The 25,159-nt window shown below is 44.1% G+C and carries 13 protein-coding genes; 2 read left to right on the forward strand and 11 right to left on the reverse strand.

Features of this window, described 5'->3' with window-relative positions; all coding sequences use genetic code 11:
* The 3 genes from ABHV44_RS03815 to rpe form a co-directional block, all read right to left on the reverse strand.
* The coding region (locus ABHV44_RS03815; protein ID WP_459073330.1) for an HYR-like domain-containing protein at positions 1 to 3,596 on the reverse strand (3,596 nt) is incomplete at its 3' end.
* 260 nt (positions 3,597 to 3,856) lie between these two features.
* Positions 3,857 to 11,251 (reverse strand): HYR-like domain-containing protein, encoded by a 7,395-nt coding sequence (locus ABHV44_RS03820; RefSeq protein ID WP_459073331.1) that lies wholly within the window; start codon positions 11,249 to 11,251, stop codon positions 3,857 to 3,859.
* A gap of 138 nt (positions 11,252 to 11,389) precedes the next feature.
* A complete protein-coding gene (gene rpe, locus ABHV44_RS03825) occupies positions 11,390 to 12,040 on the reverse strand; it encodes a ribulose-phosphate 3-epimerase (RefSeq protein ID WP_459073332.1) in 651 nt (216 codons plus the stop codon).
* Between the two features lie 115 nt (positions 12,041 to 12,155).
* Between rpe and coaE the strand changes: the two genes are divergently transcribed.
* The gene (coaE, locus tag ABHV44_RS03830; protein ID WP_459073333.1) at positions 12,156 to 12,734 is read left to right on the forward strand and encodes a dephospho-CoA kinase; all 579 of its coding nucleotides are present in this window, start codon (positions 12,156 to 12,158) and stop codon (positions 12,732 to 12,734) included.
* On the opposite strand, the gene ABHV44_RS03835 is transcribed toward coaE, so the two are convergent.
* From ABHV44_RS03835 to ABHV44_RS03865, 7 genes are all read right to left on the reverse strand, one after another.
* Positions 12,724 to 14,730, reverse strand: coding sequence for an ATP-binding protein (locus tag ABHV44_RS03835; RefSeq protein WP_459073334.1), 2,007 nt, complete (start codon positions 14,728 to 14,730; stop codon positions 12,724 to 12,726). The two genes, coaE and ABHV44_RS03835, sit on opposite strands and share 11 nt — an antisense overlap.
* Before the next feature lie 92 nt (positions 14,731 to 14,822).
* A complete protein-coding gene (locus ABHV44_RS03840; protein ID WP_459073335.1) occupies positions 14,823 to 16,160 on the reverse strand; it encodes a CsgG/HfaB family protein in 1,338 nt (445 codons plus the stop codon).
* An 83-nt stretch (positions 16,161 to 16,243) separates the two neighbouring features.
* Positions 16,244 to 17,098, reverse strand: a complete 855-nt coding sequence (locus tag ABHV44_RS03845; protein ID WP_459073336.1) for a metal ABC transporter permease — start codon at positions 17,096 to 17,098, stop codon at positions 16,244 to 16,246.
* Entirely contained in the window at positions 17,098 to 18,411 is a 1,314-nt protein-coding gene (locus ABHV44_RS03850) for a metal ABC transporter permease (RefSeq protein ID WP_459073337.1), read from the reverse strand. The genes ABHV44_RS03845 and ABHV44_RS03850 overlap by 1 nt, the downstream gene beginning before the upstream one ends.
* Complete coding sequence (locus ABHV44_RS03855; protein ID WP_459073338.1) at positions 18,408 to 19,211, reverse strand: metal ABC transporter ATP-binding protein; 804 nt, start codon at positions 19,209 to 19,211, stop codon at positions 18,408 to 18,410. Before ABHV44_RS03855 ends, ABHV44_RS03850 begins: the two co-directional genes overlap by 4 nt.
* The gene (locus ABHV44_RS03860) at positions 19,208 to 20,128 is read right to left on the reverse strand and encodes a metal ABC transporter solute-binding protein, Zn/Mn family (protein WP_459073339.1); all 921 of its coding nucleotides are present in this window, start codon (positions 20,126 to 20,128) and stop codon (positions 19,208 to 19,210) included. Before ABHV44_RS03860 ends, ABHV44_RS03855 begins: the two co-directional genes overlap by 4 nt.
* A gap of 104 nt (positions 20,129 to 20,232) precedes the next feature.
* Complete coding sequence (locus tag ABHV44_RS03865; RefSeq protein WP_459073340.1) at positions 20,233 to 20,514, reverse strand: DUF427 domain-containing protein; 282 nt, start codon at positions 20,512 to 20,514, stop codon at positions 20,233 to 20,235.
* Between the two features lie 145 nt (positions 20,515 to 20,659).
* Between ABHV44_RS03865 and ABHV44_RS03870 the strand changes: the two genes are divergently transcribed.
* Positions 20,660 to 21,127, forward strand: a complete 468-nt coding sequence (locus tag ABHV44_RS03870; protein ID WP_459073341.1) for a DUF4199 domain-containing protein — start codon at positions 20,660 to 20,662, stop codon at positions 21,125 to 21,127.
* Positions 21,128 to 21,212: 85 nt separating this feature from the next.
* Here ABHV44_RS03870 and ABHV44_RS03875 read toward each other — a convergent pair whose 3' ends face one another.
* Positions 21,213 to 24,545: a CotH kinase family protein gene (locus tag ABHV44_RS03875; RefSeq protein WP_459073342.1), complete on the reverse strand. Its 3,333-nt coding sequence runs from the start codon at positions 24,543 to 24,545 to the stop codon at positions 21,213 to 21,215.
* Positions 24,546 to 25,159: the final 614 nt, after the last annotated feature.

Raw genomic sequence — 25,159 nt, forward strand, 5'->3', positions numbered from 1 at the left:
ACCACTGAGCTGTCGCAGTTGTCTACTGCTTCTGCTGTTGTGGCTGGGATCTCTGCGTCACACTCCAGTGTCAGCGCTGCTGGTACTGATGTGAAGACAGGGGCTTCATCATCGCTAACCGAGATGCTGTAAGAATCCGTTGCCATGTTTCCGCAATCGTCTATTGCAGTATACGTATAAGTAATGGTGTACTCACAGCCTTCACCTTCCTGAGAAGTCTCAACTGAAACCGCAACATCATCGTCACAATTGTCAGTCGCTGTAACTACAGCTGGTTCGTAAATCTCATCGCAAACTCCTGCCTGATCTTCTGGAATTCCAATAAGAACTGGCGCTTCATTGTCCTGAACAGTAATTGTGTAAGAGGCGGTTGAAATATTTTCACAATCATCCATAGCCGTATAGACATAAGTGATTGTCTGATTACATTCTTCACCTTCAATAATTTCCTCGACAGTAACTTCTGCTTCGCCACTGCAAAGGTCTGTTGCAGTTACTACAGCTGGCGTAATATCGTCATAGCATTCTACAGTTTGGTCTTCAGGAACTCCTGTAAAGACAGGTCCTTCTTCGTCCACTACGTAGAAATTGCAAACGTGATCGAGTACGTTTCCACAATCGTCTTCAGCAATAATGTGCACCTCTGTGAGGTAAGCACAAATGCTTTCATCACAGATAAAATATCCGTTGTCCATGATTCCATCAACAAAGTTTTCGTTGATTGCGGTGATCGTTTCGTGAAGGTCACCAAGACTGTAAGGAGATGCACATCCACCAATTACTGCATTTGCTTCGGCTAGTACTTCACCAGCTGTCATTCCTGCCAATGGCCCACTACCAATAACGAGGTCTGAAAGGTTTCCTCCAGACGCTCCGAAGCTCGGAACTGCACTGTCAAACCCAACACTGATAGAAAGTGCGAGAACATGTCCCGCAAAACTGTTTCCGTAATTCGTTGGGTTCACCTGGTTTCCAACTGGAAGAGGAGACGGTGAACCACCACTTGGCAAAAAGTCGGTGATAGACTGAGCCGTTGTAAATGTGAAACTGTTGTCACATCCAATTGTGATTCCGTTAGGGAAGGTAGAATTAAAATTGGCGTGAAGATATGCTCCAGGATTGTTTCCACTTGGAGAAGCTCCCCAGCCTCCAGGGGTTTGAGTTCTGTACTGACAAACGTCACCAGCAATTCCTTCTGAGTTGATTACAACTGTAACAGTTGGAGACTCGTCACAATTATCTGTGATTGCACCTTCAATTGATGATGGATCAACTCCACAGGCTTCTATCTCCAGAAGTTCGCAGTCAACCATTGGTGCTTCATCATCTCCGTTTACTTCAATATTTTGAGTGATACTAGTGCTGTTGCCACACTCGTCAGTTGCTGTCCATGTGCGAACAATTGTGTAATCATCAGCGCAATCGAATTCCTGTTCCTGGTTTTGGCAATTTGCCATTCCCATGTTAAAGTCTCCGTGGTAGCTCGAGCCATCTACATCAAACCAAAACGAAATTCCGTGTCCCACACTTTGGAGACTAGCGCGATCACCAACCTGAACACCCCAGCGAAGGTTAGAAGGTCGGTGGCTTATTGTACCTGAATATCCGGCCAGGTCACCCTCACCAATAAATTCGTTGTTTTTAGACTCGTCAATTTCATAGTAGGTCCAATCGAGGTACTCATCGGTAATGTTTACAGTGGTGCCAGCATCTAACTTTGGCTCACGGAATCCAGTAGGACTGGACGCATTCGGAATACTGGTCCATTCTGAATAAGTACTCTCATTTGTCAACCATACAGTGAATGAGAAACGTGCATTTGGATTGTTTCGATTCTCCACTGTTCCGGTCAACTTGGCCGTTCCATTAGCAAATTGCTCGAAAGTTCCGTCCTGAACGAAATCAAAATTTTGATTCAGGTTTGCTCCAACAACGTCATCGTCATTAAACCAGATAGCATGCTGATCTCCATTTTGGAGATCACAAATTTCTTCTACTCCATCTGGGCCAATGGTTACTTCCTCAAATACCACATTTAATTCTTCGTAACACTCTGAAGTAAAGGTTGGCTCATTGAAAGGAATTTCTTCACCACACGATACTTCAAGATCTTCGAGTGGCGTGCCTACTGGTGGTGTTGCACATCCAGTGTTTTCAATAGTCACATCTGGCAAATCGATAGGACAATCGTCATTTCCCCATCTCACGTAAAGATCATAAGCTCCAATAGAAAGACCCGTAACAGAGAAGGACCCGCTGTTATCTTCCACCTTATATTCGGATGGCCATGAATTTCCTCCATCGAGTGAAAACTCAATGTGAGTTCTGTTTGGATGATCAGGGAATGAGAATGTGATTGAACCACCGTCTTCGAGGCAGTCAGAGTTTGTCGAGTTAACCGTAACTTCTGGAATTTCTGTGAATGCGACATCGATGTCTGCAGAAGCTTCGCAACTATTGCAGTTTGTCACAGTCACAGAATAGTTTCCTGGCTGTGTAACTACAATAGACTCCGTAGTCTCTCCTGTCGACCAAAGCAAACCGTAAGGTTCTTCCGGATTGTCCTGGGCAACGCATTCTGGTGAAAGCATAATGTTGACATCACCTTCAGAGTAATATCCATCACCACCAGCGATATTGAACCATCCCGAACCACCAAAACCAACACCTGTGGCATTGGCATTTAGACCTACCTGCATTGCAGGGCCTCTTCTTGAAAGGTAAAGTGTACCGTGATTATCTGTAACAATTGTACCACTCATCTCAGTGTAGTAGTACCAGTCGCTATCGTCAATAGATACACAATCATTATTCTTTGGACTTCCTGAAGGGGTAGTCGAAGTTCCTCCTGAAAAAGTTATATCAACCTCAATATTATCGTGACCATTACTCGCTGTAGCAGTGAAATGAGCAGTTCCATTAGGACACTCGGTCCAGCTCAACTCTGACGCTTCGAAATGTGTTGGAGTTCCCCCGTTATTTAGCCAAATACTGTAAAAGTTATTGCTGTTGCAATGATCAGTATTGAACACTTCCCGAGTACAACATTCCGCACAATCCTCATTTCCAGAAACACTTGCAGTGAGAGTAACCTCTTCACCTTCGCACACTTCCGGCCCGGCATCAATGCTCACAGAAAGGTTTGAGTTAATACAAGGATCCTCATTGCAACCGGCTGGTACACCAATTAAAACGTCCGTATCCCAGATATCATCACAGCCAGTGTAAACACCTTCTATGGTAATGTCTTCGTAGAGACCTGGACACAAACCGGTAATCTCAATGTCACCAGACTCATCGAAGGGTCCAACTGTGTAAACATCTCCTTCGAAAGTATAATGAACTACGAAAGTTCCTGTCGCATTGTAGTTTGGATCAACAATGAGAACGCCATCACAAGCACCGCAAGTAGCATCGCTACCTAGGTTGACGTGATCGAAATGCGCATTGCAAGTTTCATCAGTAGATACCGTTGAAAGGGCATTAATATTGGTGAAACTTGTGATGAAAAATGCAAAAAGCACTAAAGGCAAGAGAGTGATTTTGCTAAGGATGCGATTAGACGCACCTAGATCATAGAGGTAATTGTCCTTCATAACTCTAAGAGGTTGATTAGTAATTCGGTTACGGTTAATAAAAAAGTATAAAGCTATGTTAGACGTGCAGAGATGCAAATATAAATAATATCTAAACTATCACCACATTCATCGAGTTTTTTTTGTTGTTCATCGAATTATTTCAAAGATTAAACGAAACTTCGGGAACCAATAAAACCGCGGTTTTGCAGAATAAAAAAGCGCCTTTCCAGAGGTCTGGAGAGGCGCTTTTAAGTTAAACATCACCCTAAAAACTACACCTACTGATTATTGACAATCAGCTTGTGATGGTGAACTTCTCCGTCCACAACCAGGTGCAAAATGTAAGTTCCGCTGTCCCAATTAGAAGTTTTATTGAATTCATAAAGCGTCCACGCATTCGCCTTTCCATCATAAAGGTCCATCATTTTCTTCCCTGTCATGTCGTGGATCGAAGCTTTCACTTGCGCATCACGTGGTATGCTGAAAGTAACTGTAAACTTGTTGTTAAACGGATTCGGATAAGCCAGGATGTCGACTTGTTGCTCCGGAACATCAACATCTACAGTGATCACCTGCTCTGTCTGAGTCATGTTTCCGCAATCATCAATCGCTGTCCAGGTTCTTGTGATGGTATAAGGACAGAACTCACCACTTACTTCCTCGTCAAAAATGACTTCTACATCGTTGCAATTGTCTTCTGCAAAAACGTCTTGTGCGACAGCCGGGATTTCATCTCCGCAATCAATTGTTACATCTTCTGGAGCGTTGAAGATTTCAGGCGCTGTGGTGTCTTCGATGTGGATCAACTGCAAATAGGTTGTGCTGTTTCCACACTGATCAGTCGCAATCCATACTCGCTCGATCGTGCCCAGGCATCCACCAGAGAACACCAATTCCGATTGAATTCCGATTTCAACTTCACCACAATTATCTATTGCTTCAACCGTAAAATCTCCTATTTCATCGCACTCGACATTCACGAGTGGTTCAATGTTCACGAAAGTAGGCGCTTCGTTGTCTTCCACGGTTATCACTTGAGTGGCAACAGAAGAATTACCGCAATCGTCAATCGCTGTCCAGGTTCTAGTGATGGTATAAGGACACCCGTCACTCACCTCTTCGCTGTACTGAATCTCTACCTCGTCATCACACACATCAGTTGCAGTAACTGTTGGAATTGGTCCATCAATTCCGCACTGTACTGTGGTGTCAGCTGGAATTTCACCAAAGACAGGTGCCGTCTGATCAGTCACAGTGATCACCCAGGTTTGGATATTTTCATTAGCGCACTCATCGACAGCGCGGAAAATTCGAATTACCTGATAACCGCAATCGAGCAGCTCTACTTCTTCAGTAATCCAGTAAATCGGATTCGGATCGCAGTTGTCGATAAACTCAACTTCAGGTGTTTCAGGAAGCTCCTCTCCACATTCAATCGTCACGTCTTCAGGAATGCCAATGATTTCAGGCTCTGTAGTATCAGCTACAAGTATCGTTTGTGTCGCCACTGCAGTGTTTCCACAGTCATCCGTCACAGTCCAGGTTCTCGTCAATTCGTATCCACATTCGACAGAAACCTGAGATTCTGAAGTTTCGATGGTCAGGTTTTCATCGCAGTTGTCTTCCACTTCGATTTGACCAAATCCTGGAACTGCAGAACACTCTACATTTAGATCTTCAGGTGAAGAAGTGATTACCGGAGCTGTCGTATCCTCAACAGTAATTACCTGAGTTGCAGAATTCGAATTTCCACAATCATCATGAACGGCCCATGTACGAATCAAAAGGTATCCACACTCCTGCTCTTCGATGGATTCTGTCACATTCACAGTCAGGTTTTCATCACAGTTGTCCTGAGCCGCAACTAAGGCCACTTCGGGAATTGCGTCACACTCAACAGTTACGTTTTCAGGAACTCCCACCAATTCAGGATTAGTGTTGTCTTCAACGGTGATTATCTGAGTTGCTTCGACAATGTTTCCGCAATCATCAGACGCAGACCATGTTCTGTTAATTATGTATCCGCATTCTAACTCTTCAATAGACTCAGTAAAGGTCACTTCTATCTGATCATCACAATTGTCATTCGCGGTTACTTCTGCAGCAGCAGGAACCTGTTCGCACTCCACAGTTGCATTTTCTGGAACTCCAATCAAGGTTGGAGCAGTCTCGTCAATCACTGTGATCAACTGAGAAACTGTAGTTTCGTTTCCGCAGTTGTCTGTCGCGGTCCACGTTTTTTCAATTTGGTAACCGCACTCTAGTTCTGAAATTGAACTCGCAGCTACGACTTCCAATTCCTCATCGCAATTATCGGTAAAGACTGGCTCATCTGTTGGTTCAGCTTCATCGCATTCAATTGTTATATCAGCTGGTGCAGAAATCACTTCTGGAGCTGTCGTGTCAATCACAGTGATCTGTTGTTCAACAGTAGTTGTGTTTCCACATTCATCTGTCGCAGTCCATACCTTATTGATAAGATAACCACAATCGAGCTGTTCGATTGATGAAGTGGTTTCGATTGAAAGATCTTCAGTGCAATTGTCTGTGAATTCCGGTGTGCTGTTTGGAACTTCCTCATCGCACTCTACCGTTGCATCTTCTGGAACTGAAAGAACTACAGGTGCTGTTTCATCAATGGCAGTCACAGTTTGAGAAACTGACGTTTGGTTTCCACAGTCATCCATAGCTGTCCAAACTCTGGTGATAATAAATCCACAATCCAGCTCTTCAACAGACTCTTCAAAGGTCACCTCAACTTCATGATCGCAATTGTCTTCAACCTCCAGCTCTGGAGCATTTGGAACTTGCGTGCATTCGAAAGAGGCATCTTCTGGTACGTTCACGAAAACCGGAGCCGTGGTGTCGATGAAAGTCACCGCTCTCGAAACAGATGTTTCGTTTCCACAGTTGTCGATGGCTGTCCAGGTTTGAATGACTTCCTGGCCACAATCTAGCTCAGCCACAATTTCGCTGTACGCCACTTCCAGCTCTTCGTCACAGTTGTCAGTAAACACGGGCGTGTCAGCTGGAAGTCCCTCAGCACATTCAAGAGTTAGATCTTCCGGTTGCGACACGATTGTAGGATTCGTTGAGTCAACAACTGTGATCGTTTGAGTTTCTATCACTTCATTTCCGCAAAGATCTTCAGCTGACCATGTTCTGACGATTACGTAGCCGCAATCCGCAGGATCGAATGATTCTGAGAAAGAGACTTCAACAGTTTCGGTACAATTATCTAAAGCAGTAACATCAGCTACCGCAGGGATCTGATCGCACTCAACTGTTGTGTCTGTGGGCACTCCATTCAACACCGGAGCTTCTTCATCAATCACAGTGATCACTTGAGACTGAGAAACGCTGTTGTCACAATCGTCAGTGGCAGTCCACGTACGTGTGATGGTGTAAGGACATCCCTCGCTGATTTCTTCTGAAAAAACCACTTCTACATTCGCAGAGCAATTGTCTTCTGCAGATACTTCCGCTGCAGCAGGCACCTGATCACAAGCTACTGTTGCATCTTGAGGAACTCCGGCTAAAACTGGAGCTTCTTCATCTATTACCGTTGTGACTTGAGTCGCTGAAGATGAATTTCCGCAATTGTCTGTAGCGGTCCATGTTCTGATCAAAATGTAACCACAAGCAAGGTACTCAGTTTCAGAATCCATCGAAACAGCAACGTCTTCATCACAATTGTCAGTTGCAGCAACTTGCGCTTCGGCAATCTCTTCATCACATTCAATTGTTTCGTTTTGAGGCACCCCAACCAGTATTGGTGCAGTATTATCTTCAACTGTGATCACCTGCGATTGTGATGCATAATTCCAGCAGTTGTCTTCCACTGTCCAGGTGCGAACGATCTGGTATCCGCATTCCGCACCAATCACTTCTTCGGTGAAAAGTACCTCCATTTCACCTTCGTAGCAGTTGTCAACTGCCATTACTTCCACAGGCTCGGGAATTTCACCACACTCTACTGTTGTGTTTTCCGGCACACCAACTAACTCAGGAGCAACAGTGTCTTCTACTTCAATTTCTTGCTGAACAGTTGTCGTGTTGCCACAAACATCGGTTGCCAACCAGGTGCGAACGATTGTGTAACCGCAAGGCTCAGCGCCTTCCATCATCGGCTCGTGAGGAATAATTTCTTCCGTGTATTCTAGTGCCGGATTAGCATCGCAGTTATCTGAAACAGTAACCTGCGGAACAGCCGGCACTGCATCACACTGTACCGTTTCGTTTTGAGGAACACCCTCGATTTGCGGTGCAGTTTCGTCATCAATTTCAATTGTTTGACTTGCAGAAACCGAATTACCACAGTTGTCGGTGGCAGTCCAGGTTCTAACAATCGTTAACGGGCAAACTTCACCGATCACTTCTTCACTAAAGACTACCTGTACGTTGTCATCGCAGTTGTCCGTAGCAGAAACATCGGCAACTTCAGGGGCCCCACCGCAATCACCTGAAATATCTTCGGGAACACCTACGAGTACTGGAGCTTCTTCATCGATCACCGTGATCACTTGCGATTGAGAAACGCTGTTGCCACAATTGTCTGCAGCGGTCCAAGTGCGGGTGATTGTGTAAGGGCAACCTTCTGAAATCACTTCGTTGAAAGTGATTGAAACATCTGCATCGCAGTTGTCAGTTGCACTCACCTCGTGAGCTGGTATTTCCTCGTCACAGTTTATCGAAAGGTCCTGTGGAACTCCAACAAAAACTGGATTTTCGTTGTCTTCGATTGTGATAGTTTGTGTGTGCTCAACTGAGTTCCCACAGTCGTCTGTAGCAGTCCACGTGCGGGTGATCATTGATCCGCAGTCGAGAGCTTGAGTTGATTCTTCAAACGTCACTTCTACTGATTCATTGCAGTTGTCCGTGGCCGTGATTTCGTAAGATGGGATTTCTTCATCGCACTCAATCGTTAGGTCCGCTGGCGTTTCGCTCAACACTGGTGCTTCGTTGTCTTCCACAGAAATGCTGTAAGAATCGGTAGCTGTGTTTCCACAGTCGTCCGTTGCAGTGTAGGTGAACGTGATGATGTAGTCACATCCTTCACCATTTGTTGTTTCTTCTACAGAAACCTCAACGTTTTCATCGCAGTAGTCGGTTGCTGTTACCTCAGCCGCTTCAAAAGTCGCATCGCAAAGTCCAGTTTGATTTTCTGGAACGCCAACCAATACCGGAGCTTCGTTGTCTTCGATCGTGATCGTTTGCGTGTGAGTTGTTGAGTTCCCACAATCGTCTGTTACAGTCCAGGTGCGGGTGATTGTTGATCCGCAGTCCAATTCTTCGATTGCTTCTTCAAACCCTACCTCCACTGATTCATCGCAGTTGTCCGAAGCTGTGATCTCATAAGTTGGAATTTCCTCACCACACTCAAGTGTGAGATCTGCTGGCGTCTCGCTCAGCTCAGGCGTAGTGTTGTCTTCTACCTCGAAAGTGAAAATTTCATTCAATTCGTTTCCACAGTCGTCAACGGCAACCACTTCAATTTCGTAAACAAAAACACACTCGTTTCCTCCGTATTCACAAGAAACATAACCGTTGTCCTGATCTCCATCAACGTAGTTTTCATTGATTGATGTAACAGTTTCGTGAAGGTCTGAAAGACTAAAGTCAGAGTCGCATCCGCCAATTACTGCATTTGCTTCAGCAAGTACTTCGCCCACGGTCATTCCAGAAAGAGGACCTCCAGAAACAATCGCATCGGAGAGATTCCCCTGGGCATCGCCAAAATTAGCAATGGCATTGTCAAACCCTACACTAATTGAAAGGGAGAGCACGTGACCGGCAAAGCTATTTCCGTAGTTTGCTGGGTTCACCTGGTTTCCAGCAGGAAGTGGTGACGGCTGCCCTCCACTGGGTAGAAAGCTGGTAATCGACTGAGCTGTGGTAAAAGTAAAACTGTTGTCGCAACCAATAGTCACTCCATTTGGAAAAGTCTCTTCGAAGTTGGCGTGAAGATAAGCTCCGGGATTGTTGCCGTTTGGCGGTGCCCCCCAACCTCCTGGAGTTTGAGTTCTAAACTGGCAGTCATCTGAAGATCCGCCAGAACCGTTCGAAACAGAAATAATCTCAACTGAAACCTCCGGGTTTTCATCACAATTATCAGATACAGCTGCTTCAACCTGACTTAGATCAATGTCACAATCGGCAAAATCAATTTGACTTTGATCCAAAGTAGGAGCTTCGTTATCACCGTTTATTTCTATCGTTTGAGCAACAGAGCTCATGTTTCCGCAGTTGTCAGTTGCTGTCCAGGTGCGCACAATAGTGTAATCATCAGTGCAATCAAACTCTTCGTCTTGCTCTTCACAGTCGGTGATGCTCATGTTGAAGTCACCGTGATAGTTGGTACCTTCAACATCGAACCAGAAAGAAATTCCATGACCGAGACTCTGAAGACTGGCGCGATCTCCCACCTGAACTCCCCAGCGGAGGTTCGAAGGGCGGTGAGTGATGGTCCCGTTGTATCCAGCAAGGTCTCCTTCTCCAACAAATTCGTTGTTCTTGGATTCGTCAATTTCGTAGTAGGTCCAGTCGAGATACTGATCATCGATGTCCACTGAAGTACCGGCATCGAGCTTTGGCTGACGAAAACCTGTTGGGCTAGCTGCATTCGGAATGCTCGTCCACTCTTCATAAGTGCTGGCATCTTTTAGCCAAACTGTGAATGAAAAACGAGCGTCATAGTCATTTCTGTTTTCAACAGTTCCTGTGAGTCTGGCTGTCCCATCCGGGAATTGCTCAAAAGTTCCGTTTTCTACAAAATCGAATCGTTGATTGAGATTATTTCCAACCACGTCATCATCACTAAACCAAATGGCGTGTTGATCACCATTTTCCAAATCGCAAACTTCTTCGGCTCCAGTTTCTGAAGCAAATTCTGAAAACTCAATTTCCAACGACTCTCCTGCATCATTTACTGCTGTTACTGCAGAAGGTACTGGAAGTTCATCTCCACAATTGAGTACAAGGTCTTGTGGAACCCCGTTAAAATTGATTCCATTTTCAGGGCATTCGCAAGTGATGTCGGCATTAATGTCTCCGTGCCCTTGAGAGTTTGGGTAATTGAACCACCAAGAGAAACCAAAATCACTGTCTTTGTCGTTAGCTCCCTGCCCAATCTGCAAACCGTAGTTTGGATCTGCATTGTAGACATTTAGTATCTCACCACTAAGACCACCCTGTCCAACCAGCTGATTGTCCTGGTTCTCGTCAAGCTCATAAAAAATCCAGCTCGTTTCATCACCAAGGTTAGCTCCCTTAGCTTGATAGCCCAGGTCAATCCACTCAGAGTAATTGAAAGCACCAGCAAAGTGCAATTCAACTTCGAATTTTTTCCACTGCTGGTTCACTTTCTCCATTGTACCGGAGATGATCGCAGTGTTGTCGTCAAAGCGGGTCAAAGTTAAACCAGGACCACTGGCCTTAAACTGGCCAAACTCCGGAATCACAAAAGACCGAGAGTTTTCGGTTTGGTAACCGAGAATTTCACAGACCTCAATTACCTGAGGATCATCGCCATTTTCTGCTGCATTAGGAGATGCAGAAACAAAAAAGGGAGTAAAGAATAAAAGTGCGAGAAAAAAGGTGAAAGCGATTGAATCAGGACGTATGTGTCCTACAGGAAGTGCCCACCCTGTTGGCAAAGAGTACTTATCTAGCATGTCAAAAAATTAGGTTATCGGATGTTTAACAGTATAGGGTGGACACCATTAAAACGGTGCAAATATACGAATTATCTTTGAACTGGTTACATTCATCGATAATATTCTGTTTTTAATCGAAACCCAATTGAGATTTAGTTACGCCTTTTTGAGGTCGGAAATGGTTTTGAGCGGATCGTCAGATTTGAACACGAAACTTCCGGCAACCAGCACGTCCGCACCGGCAGCAACAAGCTTTGGTGCGTTGTCCGCGTTTACTCCACCATCCACTTCAATCTGAGCCGAAGACTTTTCTTCGCGAATGAGTTCCTTAAGCTCGCTCACCTTTTGGTAAGTTCTTCCGATAAACTTTTGCCCACCAAAACCTGGGTTCACCGACATGATCAAAACAAGATCGAGATCAGCAATAACATCGCGAAGCAGAGATACGGGAGTATGCGGATTGAGCGAAACACCTGCTTGCATTCCAGCAGCTTTTATCGCTTGAATGGAGCGGTGAAGGTGATTGCAAGCTTCGTAGTGGACAGTTAGAATATCGGCTCCTGCGTCCTTAAAATCCTGAATGTAGCGATCTGGATCAGAAATCATCAAATGCACATCCATTGGTTTTTTGGTGTGCTCTTTCATGGACTTCATCACTGGCATTCCAAAAGAAATATTCGGCACAAAATGCCCATCCATTACATCGATGTGAAACCAGTCAGCTTTACTTTCATTGATCATTTCAATTTCGGATTGAAGGTTGGCGAAGTCGCATGCCAACATGGAAGGCGCAATCAGGTGACTCATGATTTCTAAATTGTTTGCTGCAAAGAAAACAAATGCTAAAGGTGCTTTGAAGTGATTGCAGTAAAAATGTTATCCACAGATGACTCACATCGAATATATTTTACAATTTTAGGTCATGAGAATAATTGGAGTTACAGGTGGAATTGGAAGTGGAAAGACTGTTGTGTGTAAAGTCTTTCAATCACTTGGTATTCCTGTCTACAATGCCGATGATCGGGCCAAAGCACTTTACACCGAAAGCGAGGAACTCAAGTCTAAAGTCATCAAACACTTTGGAGGGGATGTTTACAAAGATGGTGAACTCCAGCCACAGGTTCTCTCAAAGATTGTTTTTGACAACCAGGAGAAACTGGAGCTGCTCAATTCACTGGTGCATCCAGCTGTTGCGCAAGATTTCAAAAAATGGATAGAAAAACAGAATGCCTCGTTTGTGATTAGAGAAGCGGCCATACTCATTGAAAGTGGAAGCTACCGCGATTGCGATAAAATCATCACTGTAGAAGCTCCGGAAGATGTGCGAATTTCCAGAGTGATAAAGCGAAATGGAGTTACTGAAGAAGACGTGAGAAAACGAATTTCCCGACAGATGACCGACAAGGAACGAAGAGAGTTTGCCGACTTTGTAATAGACAACTCCGGTGAGAAAATGCTCATTCCTCAGGTGATGGAAATCTATAAGAAACTTAAGACTTAGCTTCGCTCGCTGCTGGGAGAACAATCCTAAACACAGTGCCGCTACCTTCGGAAGACTCTACTTCCAGATTACCATCATTTTGCTCCATGAACAAAAAGCTCATCTTTAACCCCAATCCAGATCCAATTTCTTTCTGAGTCCCTCGTGAACTCAGCAGATCCACTCCTGACTGCAAAGCTTCGAGATTCCTTTTGGGTATCCCTACTCCGGTATCGCGAACCTCTACCACAGTGTCGCTGCCTTTCTCACTTTTTGAGCAAGTGACTTCTACAGAGCCACCATGAGGTGTGAACTTGAAAGCGTTGTGAACCAAATTTCGTAGAACAAACCTCAGTTGATCGCGATCGGCAAAAACAGGCAATGACTCTTCGCAAGAATGGTTGAAATGAATTCCTTTTTGCTTCATCATGTAGTCGTATAGAGGTAAAGTGTCCTCTATAACGTCACTGAGGTCGAATACTTTTTTCTTCATCGAAGCTCCGTTCATCTCTTCCCTCGCCCAGTGAAATAAATTATCGATAGTTACACGCGTGTGGGTCACTGCTTCACTCAGGGAAGTGAGCATCATGCTCTTCTCCTCTTCAGTCATTTTTCCTGCGTTGATCAACTGAAGTGAACCGTGAAGCGATGCCAGTGGACTCCTCAGATCGTGCCCGATAATGGAGAACATTCTGTTCTTGACCTCATTCAGCTCCTCAAGCTCCTCGTTTTGATGAGCAATCTTTTCATTCAGAGATTTTAAAGTACTTAGGTACTTCTGCTTTTGCCTAAGGCTATTAAAAAGCCACACTCCAAGAATTAAAGAAACTGCAAGCAGTATCGAAATAATTGTAAGCCAGTTTGTTCTACTCTCAGCTTTTTCCTCTAAAACTCTGTTAGCGACCTGTGTTTCGAAAAGTTCTTCTCGCTGTCGAATAGAATTTTGGGTAATTTGAAGGCGGTCCTTCATTTGCTCAAAGTTCTGCTCACTAAGTGTATCATCCCATTGATTGGCCAGCTCATAGCTTTGAAGTGCATCATCTTTCAATCCCAGAGCAATTTGAATTTCGCCCTGTACATTGAACGCATGTTGCAACCTCTTAATATCATTAGTCTCTTTAAACTTTTCGATACCCGCCTGCACATATTTGAGTGCTCTTTGGTTTTCTCCTCTTTCGGAAAGAATACTTCCAATTTCAATGTTGGTCTCTCCAATTTCTCTCAGCATTCCCATTTCCTCAAAATGGTCTAATGCCATTTCGAAGTTTTCTATAGCCTTTGATGTATCACCTATTGCGAGTTGTGCTCGTCCGTAATTGAAGTAATTGAGAGACAGGTCATAGCTGGAGCTATCCTTTAGATTCACAGACATAATCGAATCAAGCAGAGGGATGGCTTTTTCAGGCTGATCGGTGAAAGTGAAAACACGTGCTCTCGCTTCCATTATTCGAGTGAGATCCACATCCTTGCCGAGGTTTTTGAAGAGAACTTCTGCTGAGTCCAGGTAGGTAAGTGCCTTGTCGTATTCCTTATACTCTTCATACAAAATAGCCAGGTTGTTGAGTACCGCGGCAGTGTACCTGTCGTTTCCACTCAACCGAAACAGGTGATTGGCATCTAAAAAGTAACGGATGGAAAAATCGAAGTTCTTCAACCTAAAGTGAATGTTACCCAGATTGATCAGTGCCAGACCTTCCCTATCATTTAAGTTGTTCTCCCGGGCAATCTCTCTGGCCCGATTCAGGTACTCAAATCCTGCGTCATAATCCGCCTGGATTTCAGAAATAACTCCGAGATATATGAGCCCCAGTGTTTCCGTTGAAGCAGAATCTGTTGCTCTGGCCTTTTTGACAGCTAACTTCGCATATTCTGCTGCCAAATCTGGATCGTTGTAAATCTTGCCCTTGGATAACTGCAGAAGGCTATCAGCAGAAAGTTCAGCAGGTTCTTGAGCGTAAGTCGGAAGAAATGCCAGAAAGGCAATGAATGATACAATTAGTTTGGTTATAGTCCTCATGTGTTATCTCATGGTAGGTTGGAAAAGTGCTCAACTTCTTCAACTAAATTACATGTTAAATGTAAAACAAATAATGCTTTTACTATCCTTACCTAAGGCCTAAAACCCTTCAATCTCTCTTTCAACCCGTTGGCAATTTTAAATAGCGCTCGCTGCTCCATTTCCGAACTTGATGGCAACTGCCTTCTCGCCTCAAAAAGTTTTTCGAGTTCGTGTTTTTCTTGAGGAGAATTGTAAATCTCGTCCATTGGAGTTATTAACACAGGGAGCTTCCACTCACCTGCATATACCTCAAGGTAATTGCCATCGTATTCCGCATAGCGAACCTCGTCTTTAAAAGTGTAACTGATGTTATCTGCGAGATAAACCTGACCGGTTTCTACGTTCATCACTTCGAATCGAAATTGAATATTTACCTCAAGCTGCTGACGAACTTCTTCATAGGTAATCTTATTACTCAATCGATTGCTACCGGCATAGCCTTTTTTAGTTTGAACTCTTTTAGGTGAAATTTCATTTTTGAAATTCACTATTTCACCAGTGATAATATACTGTGCCCCAATCAGGTTACCCGCTTCTATCGCCTGGTCTTCGCTAAATGTGGCATTCATGCTTTTCTGCTGCTCCTCAAGTAGTTGCTGCATGTTGTCTCTGTTGAGCAAAACGAGAAACGGATCATCAAGGTCCAAAATCGCTTGTTTCAAACTGGCAGCCAGCGACAATTCAAAGGCTGTTTGCACACCCTCATGATGTACGGGGATGTAAGCTAAAGTAAACTGCTCCTTCTCGAGGCAATCATTTCTCATCACAAGGGCATCCTTGAAGTCGGCATCGAGGTTTACAACCTCATCAAAAAACTCGTAAGCATCGCGAAAAAGCCCCAATTCGTAAGCTTTAACTCCCTGACGATATTTTGGATAGATTTCAGAGAGCAGGCCTAAATATTCTGCCTGCTTGTTGGTGGGGTCCAGCTTTTTGAGTTCTGCGATTTTCTTCTCAGCCAATTCATAATTTTCATCCAGCAAAAGCTGATAAGCTTCTTCTTCCAGTCGAGTTATCCAGTTAGATTTAACCTCTGATTCAAAATTTTGGTAAGCAAGTGGAATTGTTAGATTGACCTTGTAGCGCTCTGCTATTTCTATGAGGTAAACAGCCCTTTCCCAATATTCCTGGGCCTGTTCAAAATCACCACTGGTGGCAGCTGCTCTTGCCTTGCCAAGCCTGTCTAGCAAAATTTTCTCTGCGGACTGCTTGAGGCCAACGTGGGCATTTACATTGCCCGGATCCGCCACGTAGGCTTCTCTGTACTTTTGAAATGCCTGCTCTTCCATTCCCGCTTTTTCATATTCGCGGGCATCTCCAACAAGCTGTTTTGAAGCATTGCAGGCTGTCAGAACCAGGGCTAATATGTAAACGGGTAAAAGTCTCATCTCATAGATTGGTCAATCGAATTGATCGACAAAATTACAAGATTCGGACCATTGCGAAACAGCTTTTCTAAACTATTGATTTTCTATTCAATAGCCGCAACTTTCGGCTTCATCAAACTTCTTAAAAAAGCCAGTGTGAAGAGAACTCCGCTGACAATGGTCATTCCACCAGAGACTGAACCATCCCACCACAGTGCAATGTAATAACCACCTATCGCGCTGATTATTCCAATGACCACTGTTAGAATGAGCATTGACTTCAGTTTATTGGTTATAAGAAATGCAGTAGCCGGGGGAACTACAAGAAGTGCAACAACCAAAATAGCTCCTACAGATTCGAAAGAGATGACAGTAGTTATGGAAACCAGGGACATTAGTGCATAGTGCCAAAACATTGTTGAAATCCCCAAAGAACCGGCAAAGTCAGGATTGAAGGTTGTAATGTAAAGGCCTTTATAGCCTTTCCACAAAAAAATGAGAATCGCCAGCAATAAACCTGAGGCGATCCATAGGGCGCGAGGTCCCAAATTCGTTTCTCCCAATTGCAAGAGGTCTAGAGGAACGTAGGCAATTTCACCGTAGAGAACGCAATCCTGATCGAGATCTACCTGATCTGCAAAATAGCTCACCAGAATAACTCCTATAGCAAAGAGAAAGGTAAACGAAACACCAATTGAGGCATCTTCATTCAGGCCGGCTTTTTTATGGAGTAGGCCAATAAGCACAGTTACCAAAACTCCTACAGTTGAAGCTCCAATCAACATTGGAATATTATCACGACTACCCGAAACTAAAAAAGCGATGACGATTCCCGGTAGGACTGCGTGCGATATGGCATCGCCCATCATGGCCATTTTTCGCAACACTAAAAATGAACCCAACAAGCCACAAGAAGCGGCAATTACAGCACCGGTAGCGATTATGAAAATTGCTTCCATCAGTTTCTGAGTTTTATTTTTTCGTAAGGTATTTCGCTTTCGTGTGGGTCGACTTCCGGATAACCGAGTTCTTCGAGAAGCTGCTCTTCGATATCAGGAGTGATAATATGCTCGATGGTTTCGGCATTGGGGTGTATGTGATCTTCTTTGAGTCGCATTCTTTCGGTGAGATACATTTCCCAGATTCGGTGAAGTCTAACTACTCGCTTGCCTTGTCTCAACCCCTCTTCGCTCAGCTTCCACCTATCGCCATCGGGAATGATTAAATAACGCTTCTCGAGTTGTCGCAATCCGCTAGACAATTCCTGCGATATGAAATCACGTGTATCCTGAAGGTCACTCAATGCCACCAGTTTTGAGAACTCGCCTGCTCGCTCACCAATGTGATAAAAAGCCTTGAGGAGGTTCTCGCGAAGTACCTTTTTACGGTTTTTGCGCTGACGATGCCACCGTGCTACTATGCCGGTCTCTGGTGCAAACACCAAACTCAGCAGGGCCAAAACTGAAAGCACCACAACAATCCACGGACCTGTGGGCATAGATGGTGAAGCATAAGAAACGAAGGATCCAAAGAGTCCGGAAACAGCTCCCACAAAAGCCGCCAGAAGTATCATGGTCGATAACCGGTTGGTCCAACTTCTGGCCACAGCCGAAGGTGTAATCAACAAGGCAGCCATGAGCACCACTCCAACAGATTGTATCCCAACAGCAATGGCAAGCACCGTGAGCGTGTTTAACATGAACCTCAAAAACCGAACTGGCAAACCACTGGTGGCAGCAAAATCTGGATTGAAACTCAGCAGCTTGAAAGACTTGAAAAACATGATGGTCACAACCAGTAGCACGGCCCCAACAATCACGTAGGCCCACACATCTCTGGCTCGCATAGAAGCAGCCTGGCCAAATAGAAACTGGTCGAGCCCCGATTGATTGCCAGCTCCGGAATGCTGGATAATTGTCAATAGAAATATGCCAACGCCAAAAAAGACACTTAGCACGATTGCAATGGCGGTGTCTGCCTTGATCTTGGATCGATCTACAATGAGCTCAATCAAATAAATTGAAACCCATCCAGAAAGCAAAGCTCCCAGCAACAGGTAGTATGGATTCTTAGAACCAGTAAAAACAAAAGCCAGCGCTACACCGGGCAAAATAGAGTGAGCAATGGCATCACCCACCAGAGCTCGCTTTCGCAGAAAAGCGAATGAGCCTACCACAGCACTGGCCATCCCAAGAAAAATAGTTCCAAAGGTGACAAGTCTGACGTTTGGGTCAGAAAAACTCAAAAACTCGAAGAACATTTCCCAAATCATTCTTTCTCCTTAAACTCTTTTTCTCTCGCGGGAAACTGCTGCTTTTTCATTAAGTCACCAATTTTCGAAAGCACCGTCAGTCGACCTCCATAGGCTTCTTGCAGCAGCTCTGAGGTAAAAACAGTGTGTTTCTCACCTGATGCTACCAACCGAGTGTTCAGCAATATTATCCAGTCGAAATATTCGTAGGCTGTTTGTAGATCGTGGTGGACAATAACTACTGTTTTGCCTTTGTCCTTCATGCCTCTCAAGAGATTTAAAATTGACTCTTCCGTTGAAGCATCAACACCAACAAAGGGTTCATCCATCAGGTAAAGGTCGGCCTGTTGTGCCAGAGACCTGGCTATGAAAAGTCGCTGCTGCTGACCACCGCTTAGTTGGCTAATCTGCCGGTCAGCAAACTTGAGCATATTCACTTGCTCGAGTGCTTCTTTGGCAATCTGCCGGTCCTTTTTGGAAACGCGCTTAAGAAGATTGGACTTGCGGTAGCGTCCCATGAGCGCAATGTCCATGGCACTTGCTGGAAAATCCCAATCGACCGATTCGCGCTGGGGAACGTAACTGACCCGCTCCCGGACATCGTCCAGTGGCTGGTCAAAAATCTTAACGTACCCGCTGTCAGGTTGCATAAGACCCATCAGGTTTTTGAGAAGTGTGGTCTTTCCAGAGCCATTTGGCCCTACAATACCAATTAACTTTCCCTGAGGCAAGGTAAAATCAATATCCCACAAAACCGGCTTGCGGTCGTAGCTAGCAGTGAGGTTATGAACCTCTATGGCCGGTACTTTCTCGTCCTTCATTGCGCTGTTCCTTTAAGTGAGCCGACAATCGTTTCTACATTATGCCGCACCATTCCCTGATAATCTCCAGCCGAAGAATCTTCCTCACCGAGTGCATCGGAAAAGAGCTCGCCACCAATTTTGAGCTCATGGCCACGTTCAGCGCATCCTTCAACTACTGCCTGAACAGCGCGTTTTGGCACCGAGGTTTCTATGAAAATTGCATTTATTTTTTGGTTTGTGATGAAGGTGACCATTTCTGAAATATCTCGCAGACCGTACTCTGCCGCAGTAGAAATTCCCTGCAAACCTCGAACTTCGATCTGGTAGCGATGGCCAAAGTATTTAAAAGCATCGTGAGCAGTCACCAAAACTCGTTGTGAGTCTGGAATTGAAGATATTTCACGGGTACACCACTCGTCTAATTTATTTAGGTCTTCGTGCCATTGAGCGCTGTTTGCCTCTATCATTTCTTTCCATTCTGGAAATTCCTGTGCGAGCTTTTCTGCAACAAAATCTGAAGCTTCATTCCAGATTGAAATATCGAACCAAATGTGTGGGTCATATGTGCCGGGGTAATCAGACGAACTCAAGAGTTTGTCTTCAGGAACTCCGTCACTTATCTTAATAACTGATCTAGACTGAGCCATTTTTCCCAGGATGTCAGTCATTTTTCCTTCCAAGTGCAATCCGTTGTAAATGATCACATCGGCATTGCTCAACTTGCTAACATCTCCCTGGGAAGCCTTGTAGAGATGAGGATCTACTCCCGGCCCCATCAAAGCAATGACGTCCGCTGAATCGCCTATGAGGTTGTCCACTACATCTGCAATAATGCCGGTCGTACACACAATCGATTTCCTGGAGTTCTCCTCGTTCACATTCGGAGAGCTACAGGCCAAAGCCAAAAACAAGGGCAAAAACCACAATTTTTTCATGTCCAATAAACAGATTTTGGACAAAGATAAAACAGTTAGTTAGGCTTACCTAATTTTATTACTTCTGAATAACGAACTTTTTAAGTCACAATTACCGTTGATGATCACTCAGTTATTTCAACGCCCTTCCAAAAAGCCACATGATTTTTGATGTGAGTGGCTTTCTCATAAGGTTCAGGATAGTACCAGGCCGCGTCTTCGTTTTTCTTACCATCTACTTTTACTGAATAGTATGACGCATCTCCCTTCCAGGGGCAATGGGTGGTTTTATTTGACTTCTCGAAGTAGTCATCTTTAACAGAATCCATTGGAAAGTAGTGATTGCCTTCTACTACCTTAGTATTGTTGCTTTCGGCCAATACCTGACCGTTCCAAATTGCCTTCATAATTTCAAGTTTTGGTTGAGTACATTTAATAGGTCTAACTTATAAATTGTTGACATAAAATTTGAAAGCTACTCTATCAGCTCTTCAATTGAACATTTCATGGTAGCTAACAATTATCTATTTGAACACAAATAATCAATTTGCTATGAACCTCACCCAAAAACATTCTTTCAAATACGGTTTTTTAATTCTAGTGGGTTTAATTGCCTACTTTTTAATTATGAAAGCCATAGGATTGGAGGATAATCTTTACCTGCGCATTTTCAACTTTATAATTATGGCAGGTGGAGTCTGGATGGCTCAATCCACATATTTTAAAAATAAGGCAGACAGTTTCAGCTATTTTTCAGGTCTGGGCGTTGGATTTATCGCATCCGTAGTGGCTGTTATTGGTTTCGTCATTTTCATGTCGATTTACATTTATCTGATCGATCCATCATTTATCGAAGTCATGAAAAATTCAGAAATGTGGACTCAGGATGTAACTCCCGGCACAGCAGCCTTTGCTGTTGCCATTGAGGGAATAGTTAGTGGTGCAATTATTAGTTTTATCGGAATGCAGTATTTTAAGTCGACTACATTTCGGAAAAAAATGAACGACTCAGACCTCTAAGAAAATAAAGTCAAACTAAAAAGCCGGATAGATTCTGAAACAAGTTCAGCATGACATCCGGCTTTTTGTTTTCCTTAACTGTAATCTAACGGACCACCAAAATATGTCCGGTAATTTCTTTTTCTTCCGTATCGTGTACGGACTTAAGTTCAATTCTATAAAAATAGATCATGTCCTTCACGTAATAATTCCCTCTTTCATCTGATCCGTCCCAGCCTTCTGTTATATCATTCGTTTCAAAAACTTTATCACCCCATCGATTGAACACCTGCATTCTATAGCTTCCTGGTTCCACTGCAAGCCCTTCAGGCCTGAAGTAGTCATTGAGACCATCTCCATTTGGTGTGAAGGAATTGGGCACATAAAACGCGTACGGCACTTGTTCAAAGACTGCAACAACTGTGTCCGCCTGATTAAATTCAATATGGATATCTGTTGCCTCAGCGTTTGGTTCCACCTGATGATTTCCAACTCGCCATCCCTTGAAGGTGTAATAATCGTTTGCGAACGCTCGGAAGGTGTGAGTAGATCCTAACTCAATTTCTTCTGTGTACTCCGACTCTACGGTTTCTTCATTATCGTAGAATACTTTACCTCCAACTATCATAGGCTCTACCTGCACGGTTAGTGGAAAGTGCTCTATCTCATTGAAATGAGCAACGAGTGTGTCTGTAGCATTCAGCGAAAAGTTCACACTCGGAGAAATATCGCTTGGTGCCAAAGGATTGTTATTCAAGGTCCAGTGGCTAAACTCTACCCACTCTCCACCCTCGATGGCTGTGGCACTGAAAGCTTCTCCTCCAGCGTACTCATCTGTAAATGGATAACCTGCGAGCTCCGTTCCATTCAACTCAATGGTTCCAACCCCTGCCGGTTCTACGTCAACAGTGAGTGAGTAGTGCTCCAATTCGTTGAAAACCGCTACGATCGTGTCGGTAGTTGTTAGGAAAAATGAGGCTGTATCATTTGTCGCATCGGGATTCATGTTGTGATTGAGCGTTTGCCACTCCACAAACTCAAACCATTCATTTGGTGTCGCTATCAGTTCGTGATTGACAATTGCTTCAAGTGCTTCTTCGTGGGGAAGTGGATCTAGCAAGTTTCCGTTTAGCTGAACCGAACCACCTTCTGGAGGCATCGCTTCAAATCTTACCATTTGAGGATCCACATCAGTTGCAAAATTGGCGATGATCGTCACATCTCCAGTAATTTCAATCGTTTGATCTGGATTAGTTGGGTCAGCAAAAGTGAGATCACCTTCTTGCACCTCCCAGTTTAGAAACAATCCGACATCGGAAAATGCGCTCAAATCAATGGGAATTCCACCAAAGTAGAATCCTCCCCATGGCGATTCTTCCTGATTGAAAGACGTTGTATTGACCTCTACTTGTCCAATTCCCTGAATAATCACTGTTACAGTGTGTGCTTCCACATCGTAACAGTCTTCCAACCCAGAAACGATAGCATCATCTCCTGGCTCTTCACCTGGTTCTACATTGTCTTCGCATCGTGCAAGAATGAAGTCTCTAATGAGCTGCACGTTGGCTTGCCATCCTGCATAACTTCCTCCCCATCTTTCGCAATGTCGAGTCATCTCAGGATCAATACCGTCAACAAGGCTATCCAGATGCTGGATCATGAACTCACAATTAAAATAAGTATTCGAGAGATCTGCATAACGGTTGATGTACTGGGCGAAAAAATCTTCGTTTTCCATTAAGGCATTGAAAATTGGCACATGCCCCTGGCCTCCTGGGTTTCCTAGAGACTCCGGATCGCAAGGATCCGCATCGGGTCCTTCATTCGGAATACTTGTGAAGTTGACATAGTGATCAAAACAGGCGTCCATATCCCATAGGATATATCTCCATTTTTGAGCCTGACCATCCGGGTGATTTCCTTTCCACCATCCGGTATTCCAGTTTAACCAGTCAGACGAAACGATATATCCATTGAGAATAAAGTAATCGATTAGGGAAAGCGTCTCAAATTGAGAAACCACATAGTCATAATTGGCATCAACTGTCATGTCATTGGACAGAATGAAATTCTCAAGATCATCCCAATCGTCAATCGATCCATATTCCTCCCAGGTTCCTCCCCAGGTCTTTAGGAAGTCTACAAAGCCTTCAGGTTGATCGTAATAATAGTCCGTGAAATCGATATCATCTACCTTCTCGCGAATTTCATAAACACCCCAATACTCACCGTTTACGTATGTAATACACGGTTCATAAGAACGCTCGTCCAATTCGAGTCCTGCCACCTGAGACAAACTCTGTACGTAGGCATCGCGAATATGCGCTGAGTTATAAGCACCGTCAGCTTCAAAAGGATAGTTATCACTAGCTGCTGCTTTTACGATGAGTCGCTGAAAAGAACTTCTATCCGAAGTATTGAATAGTTGATTATCGATATCATCATCTATACCCACCTGATCGCGCGCGATGTAGTCGAATCCTCTTTGGGGATAAGCATTTGAATCGTTTCCGTGCTCGTTTGTTTCTCCGTCTACCTCGTCTATCAGCTCACCATTTTCATCAAACACTTCCAGGGTGGCCCTACCTTCAAACCATCCATTCACAATGTCATCACCGGCAATGGACAATACTTTCATAGTATGAGAATCATCACCGATAAAAAACGTGGTGGTCTCTACAAAACTTGGGTGAATGTTGGCGTCAGGGTGGTAGGCAATTGCTCTGATAACCGTGGTCTCGTCAATGTTAATAGGACCCGTGTATTCGATCGATGCATCAGTTGGTGTAGATCCATCAGTGGTGTAATAAATTGTCGACTCTGTTTGTTCTGCAGTCATCTCAACTACAATTGGTGCCGGATGATATCCCGGAGACATATCGAAATCGGGGTCTTCTGCATAAGAGTCAAAGCTTGCGCCAACGTTTGGACCTCCGGGAGTTGTATTAGAGAAAATCTTCCACTCGCTTCCAGCATCTGTTACTCTTCCCATCGAGTGATTGCCCTGGTTTGTGAAATCAAATGTGTAAGATTCGAGAATTGCCCCGGCAGGATCCGAGAAAACCACTGACTCGCCAGCGGTTTGATTCATTTTATAATTAGTGTGGTAATAGCCGTAGTCAAATCCATCGAGATTGGAGCAGAATACGAGTAGGTGTCCCCCGGCCGGGATGCTCGCTCCAGCGGGAAAGGCCCACTTATCTGGCTCATCAGGATCGTCACTTAGGTGATATCCAGAGATGTCGATGGCTGCAGCTGTGGGATTATGAAGTTCAACCCAGTCATCATATTCTTCTTCGAAACCGATCGTGAAGAAGACATCGTCAAAGTTTGCTGCGGAATACTCATTAACAACTACCTGAGTGGTACCCACAAAGGCCGTCAATAAAAATACGCACAGTAAAAGCAAAGATCTAGAAAGCAGGTTTAATCGTATCATTTGGTTCTCAAAATTGGTCATTATTCAGACAATTTAAGAAGGCCATTTGTTGCATCCAACAAGGGACCTTTGGAAAGCAACGAATTTGATTCTCAAATTTTTCCAGTTGTTGCATACCAACAATAAGATGAAAAAAAGATCGAAAAGGTTGTTTGGCGGGGTAGGAACAAAAAAAAGACCTCTTAATCTCTTAAGAGGCCCATTAACACTTAAAACTAAAACTAATTTATTAACGAGTGAAACCATTTGAGCAATACATCTATTGCTGTTCAAAGGTCGTAGCGAATATAGATTAAAGCTATCTTACAAAAATTAAAAAGTGTCTTAAGGATAGCTTTTGGGGTATCAGTTGCAAAATGATAGTTATGAACAGAAATTGCACACATTGTTGAAAACTTGGAATTTCGCACTTCCTTTGATTTAAGCGCTCGATCCTTATTTTTGCCTTAAAACCTAAGTAATCATGTCTGATCACCACAAAGAACCAGAGGAAAACGAAATTGCAGGACCAGTAATTTTTGCATTGATCATACTTGCACTCATCGTGCTAACGATCTACTTCTTGTAAAAACCATCGCCTGACAAGAGGCTACAGTCCTGCTTTAAGACTTTAA

The sequence above is a fragment of the Halocola ammonii genome (assembly GCF_049334165.1).
Taxonomy (GTDB): Bacteria; Bacteroidota; Bacteroidia; order Flavobacteriales_D; family Sanyastnellaceae; genus JBEGHD01.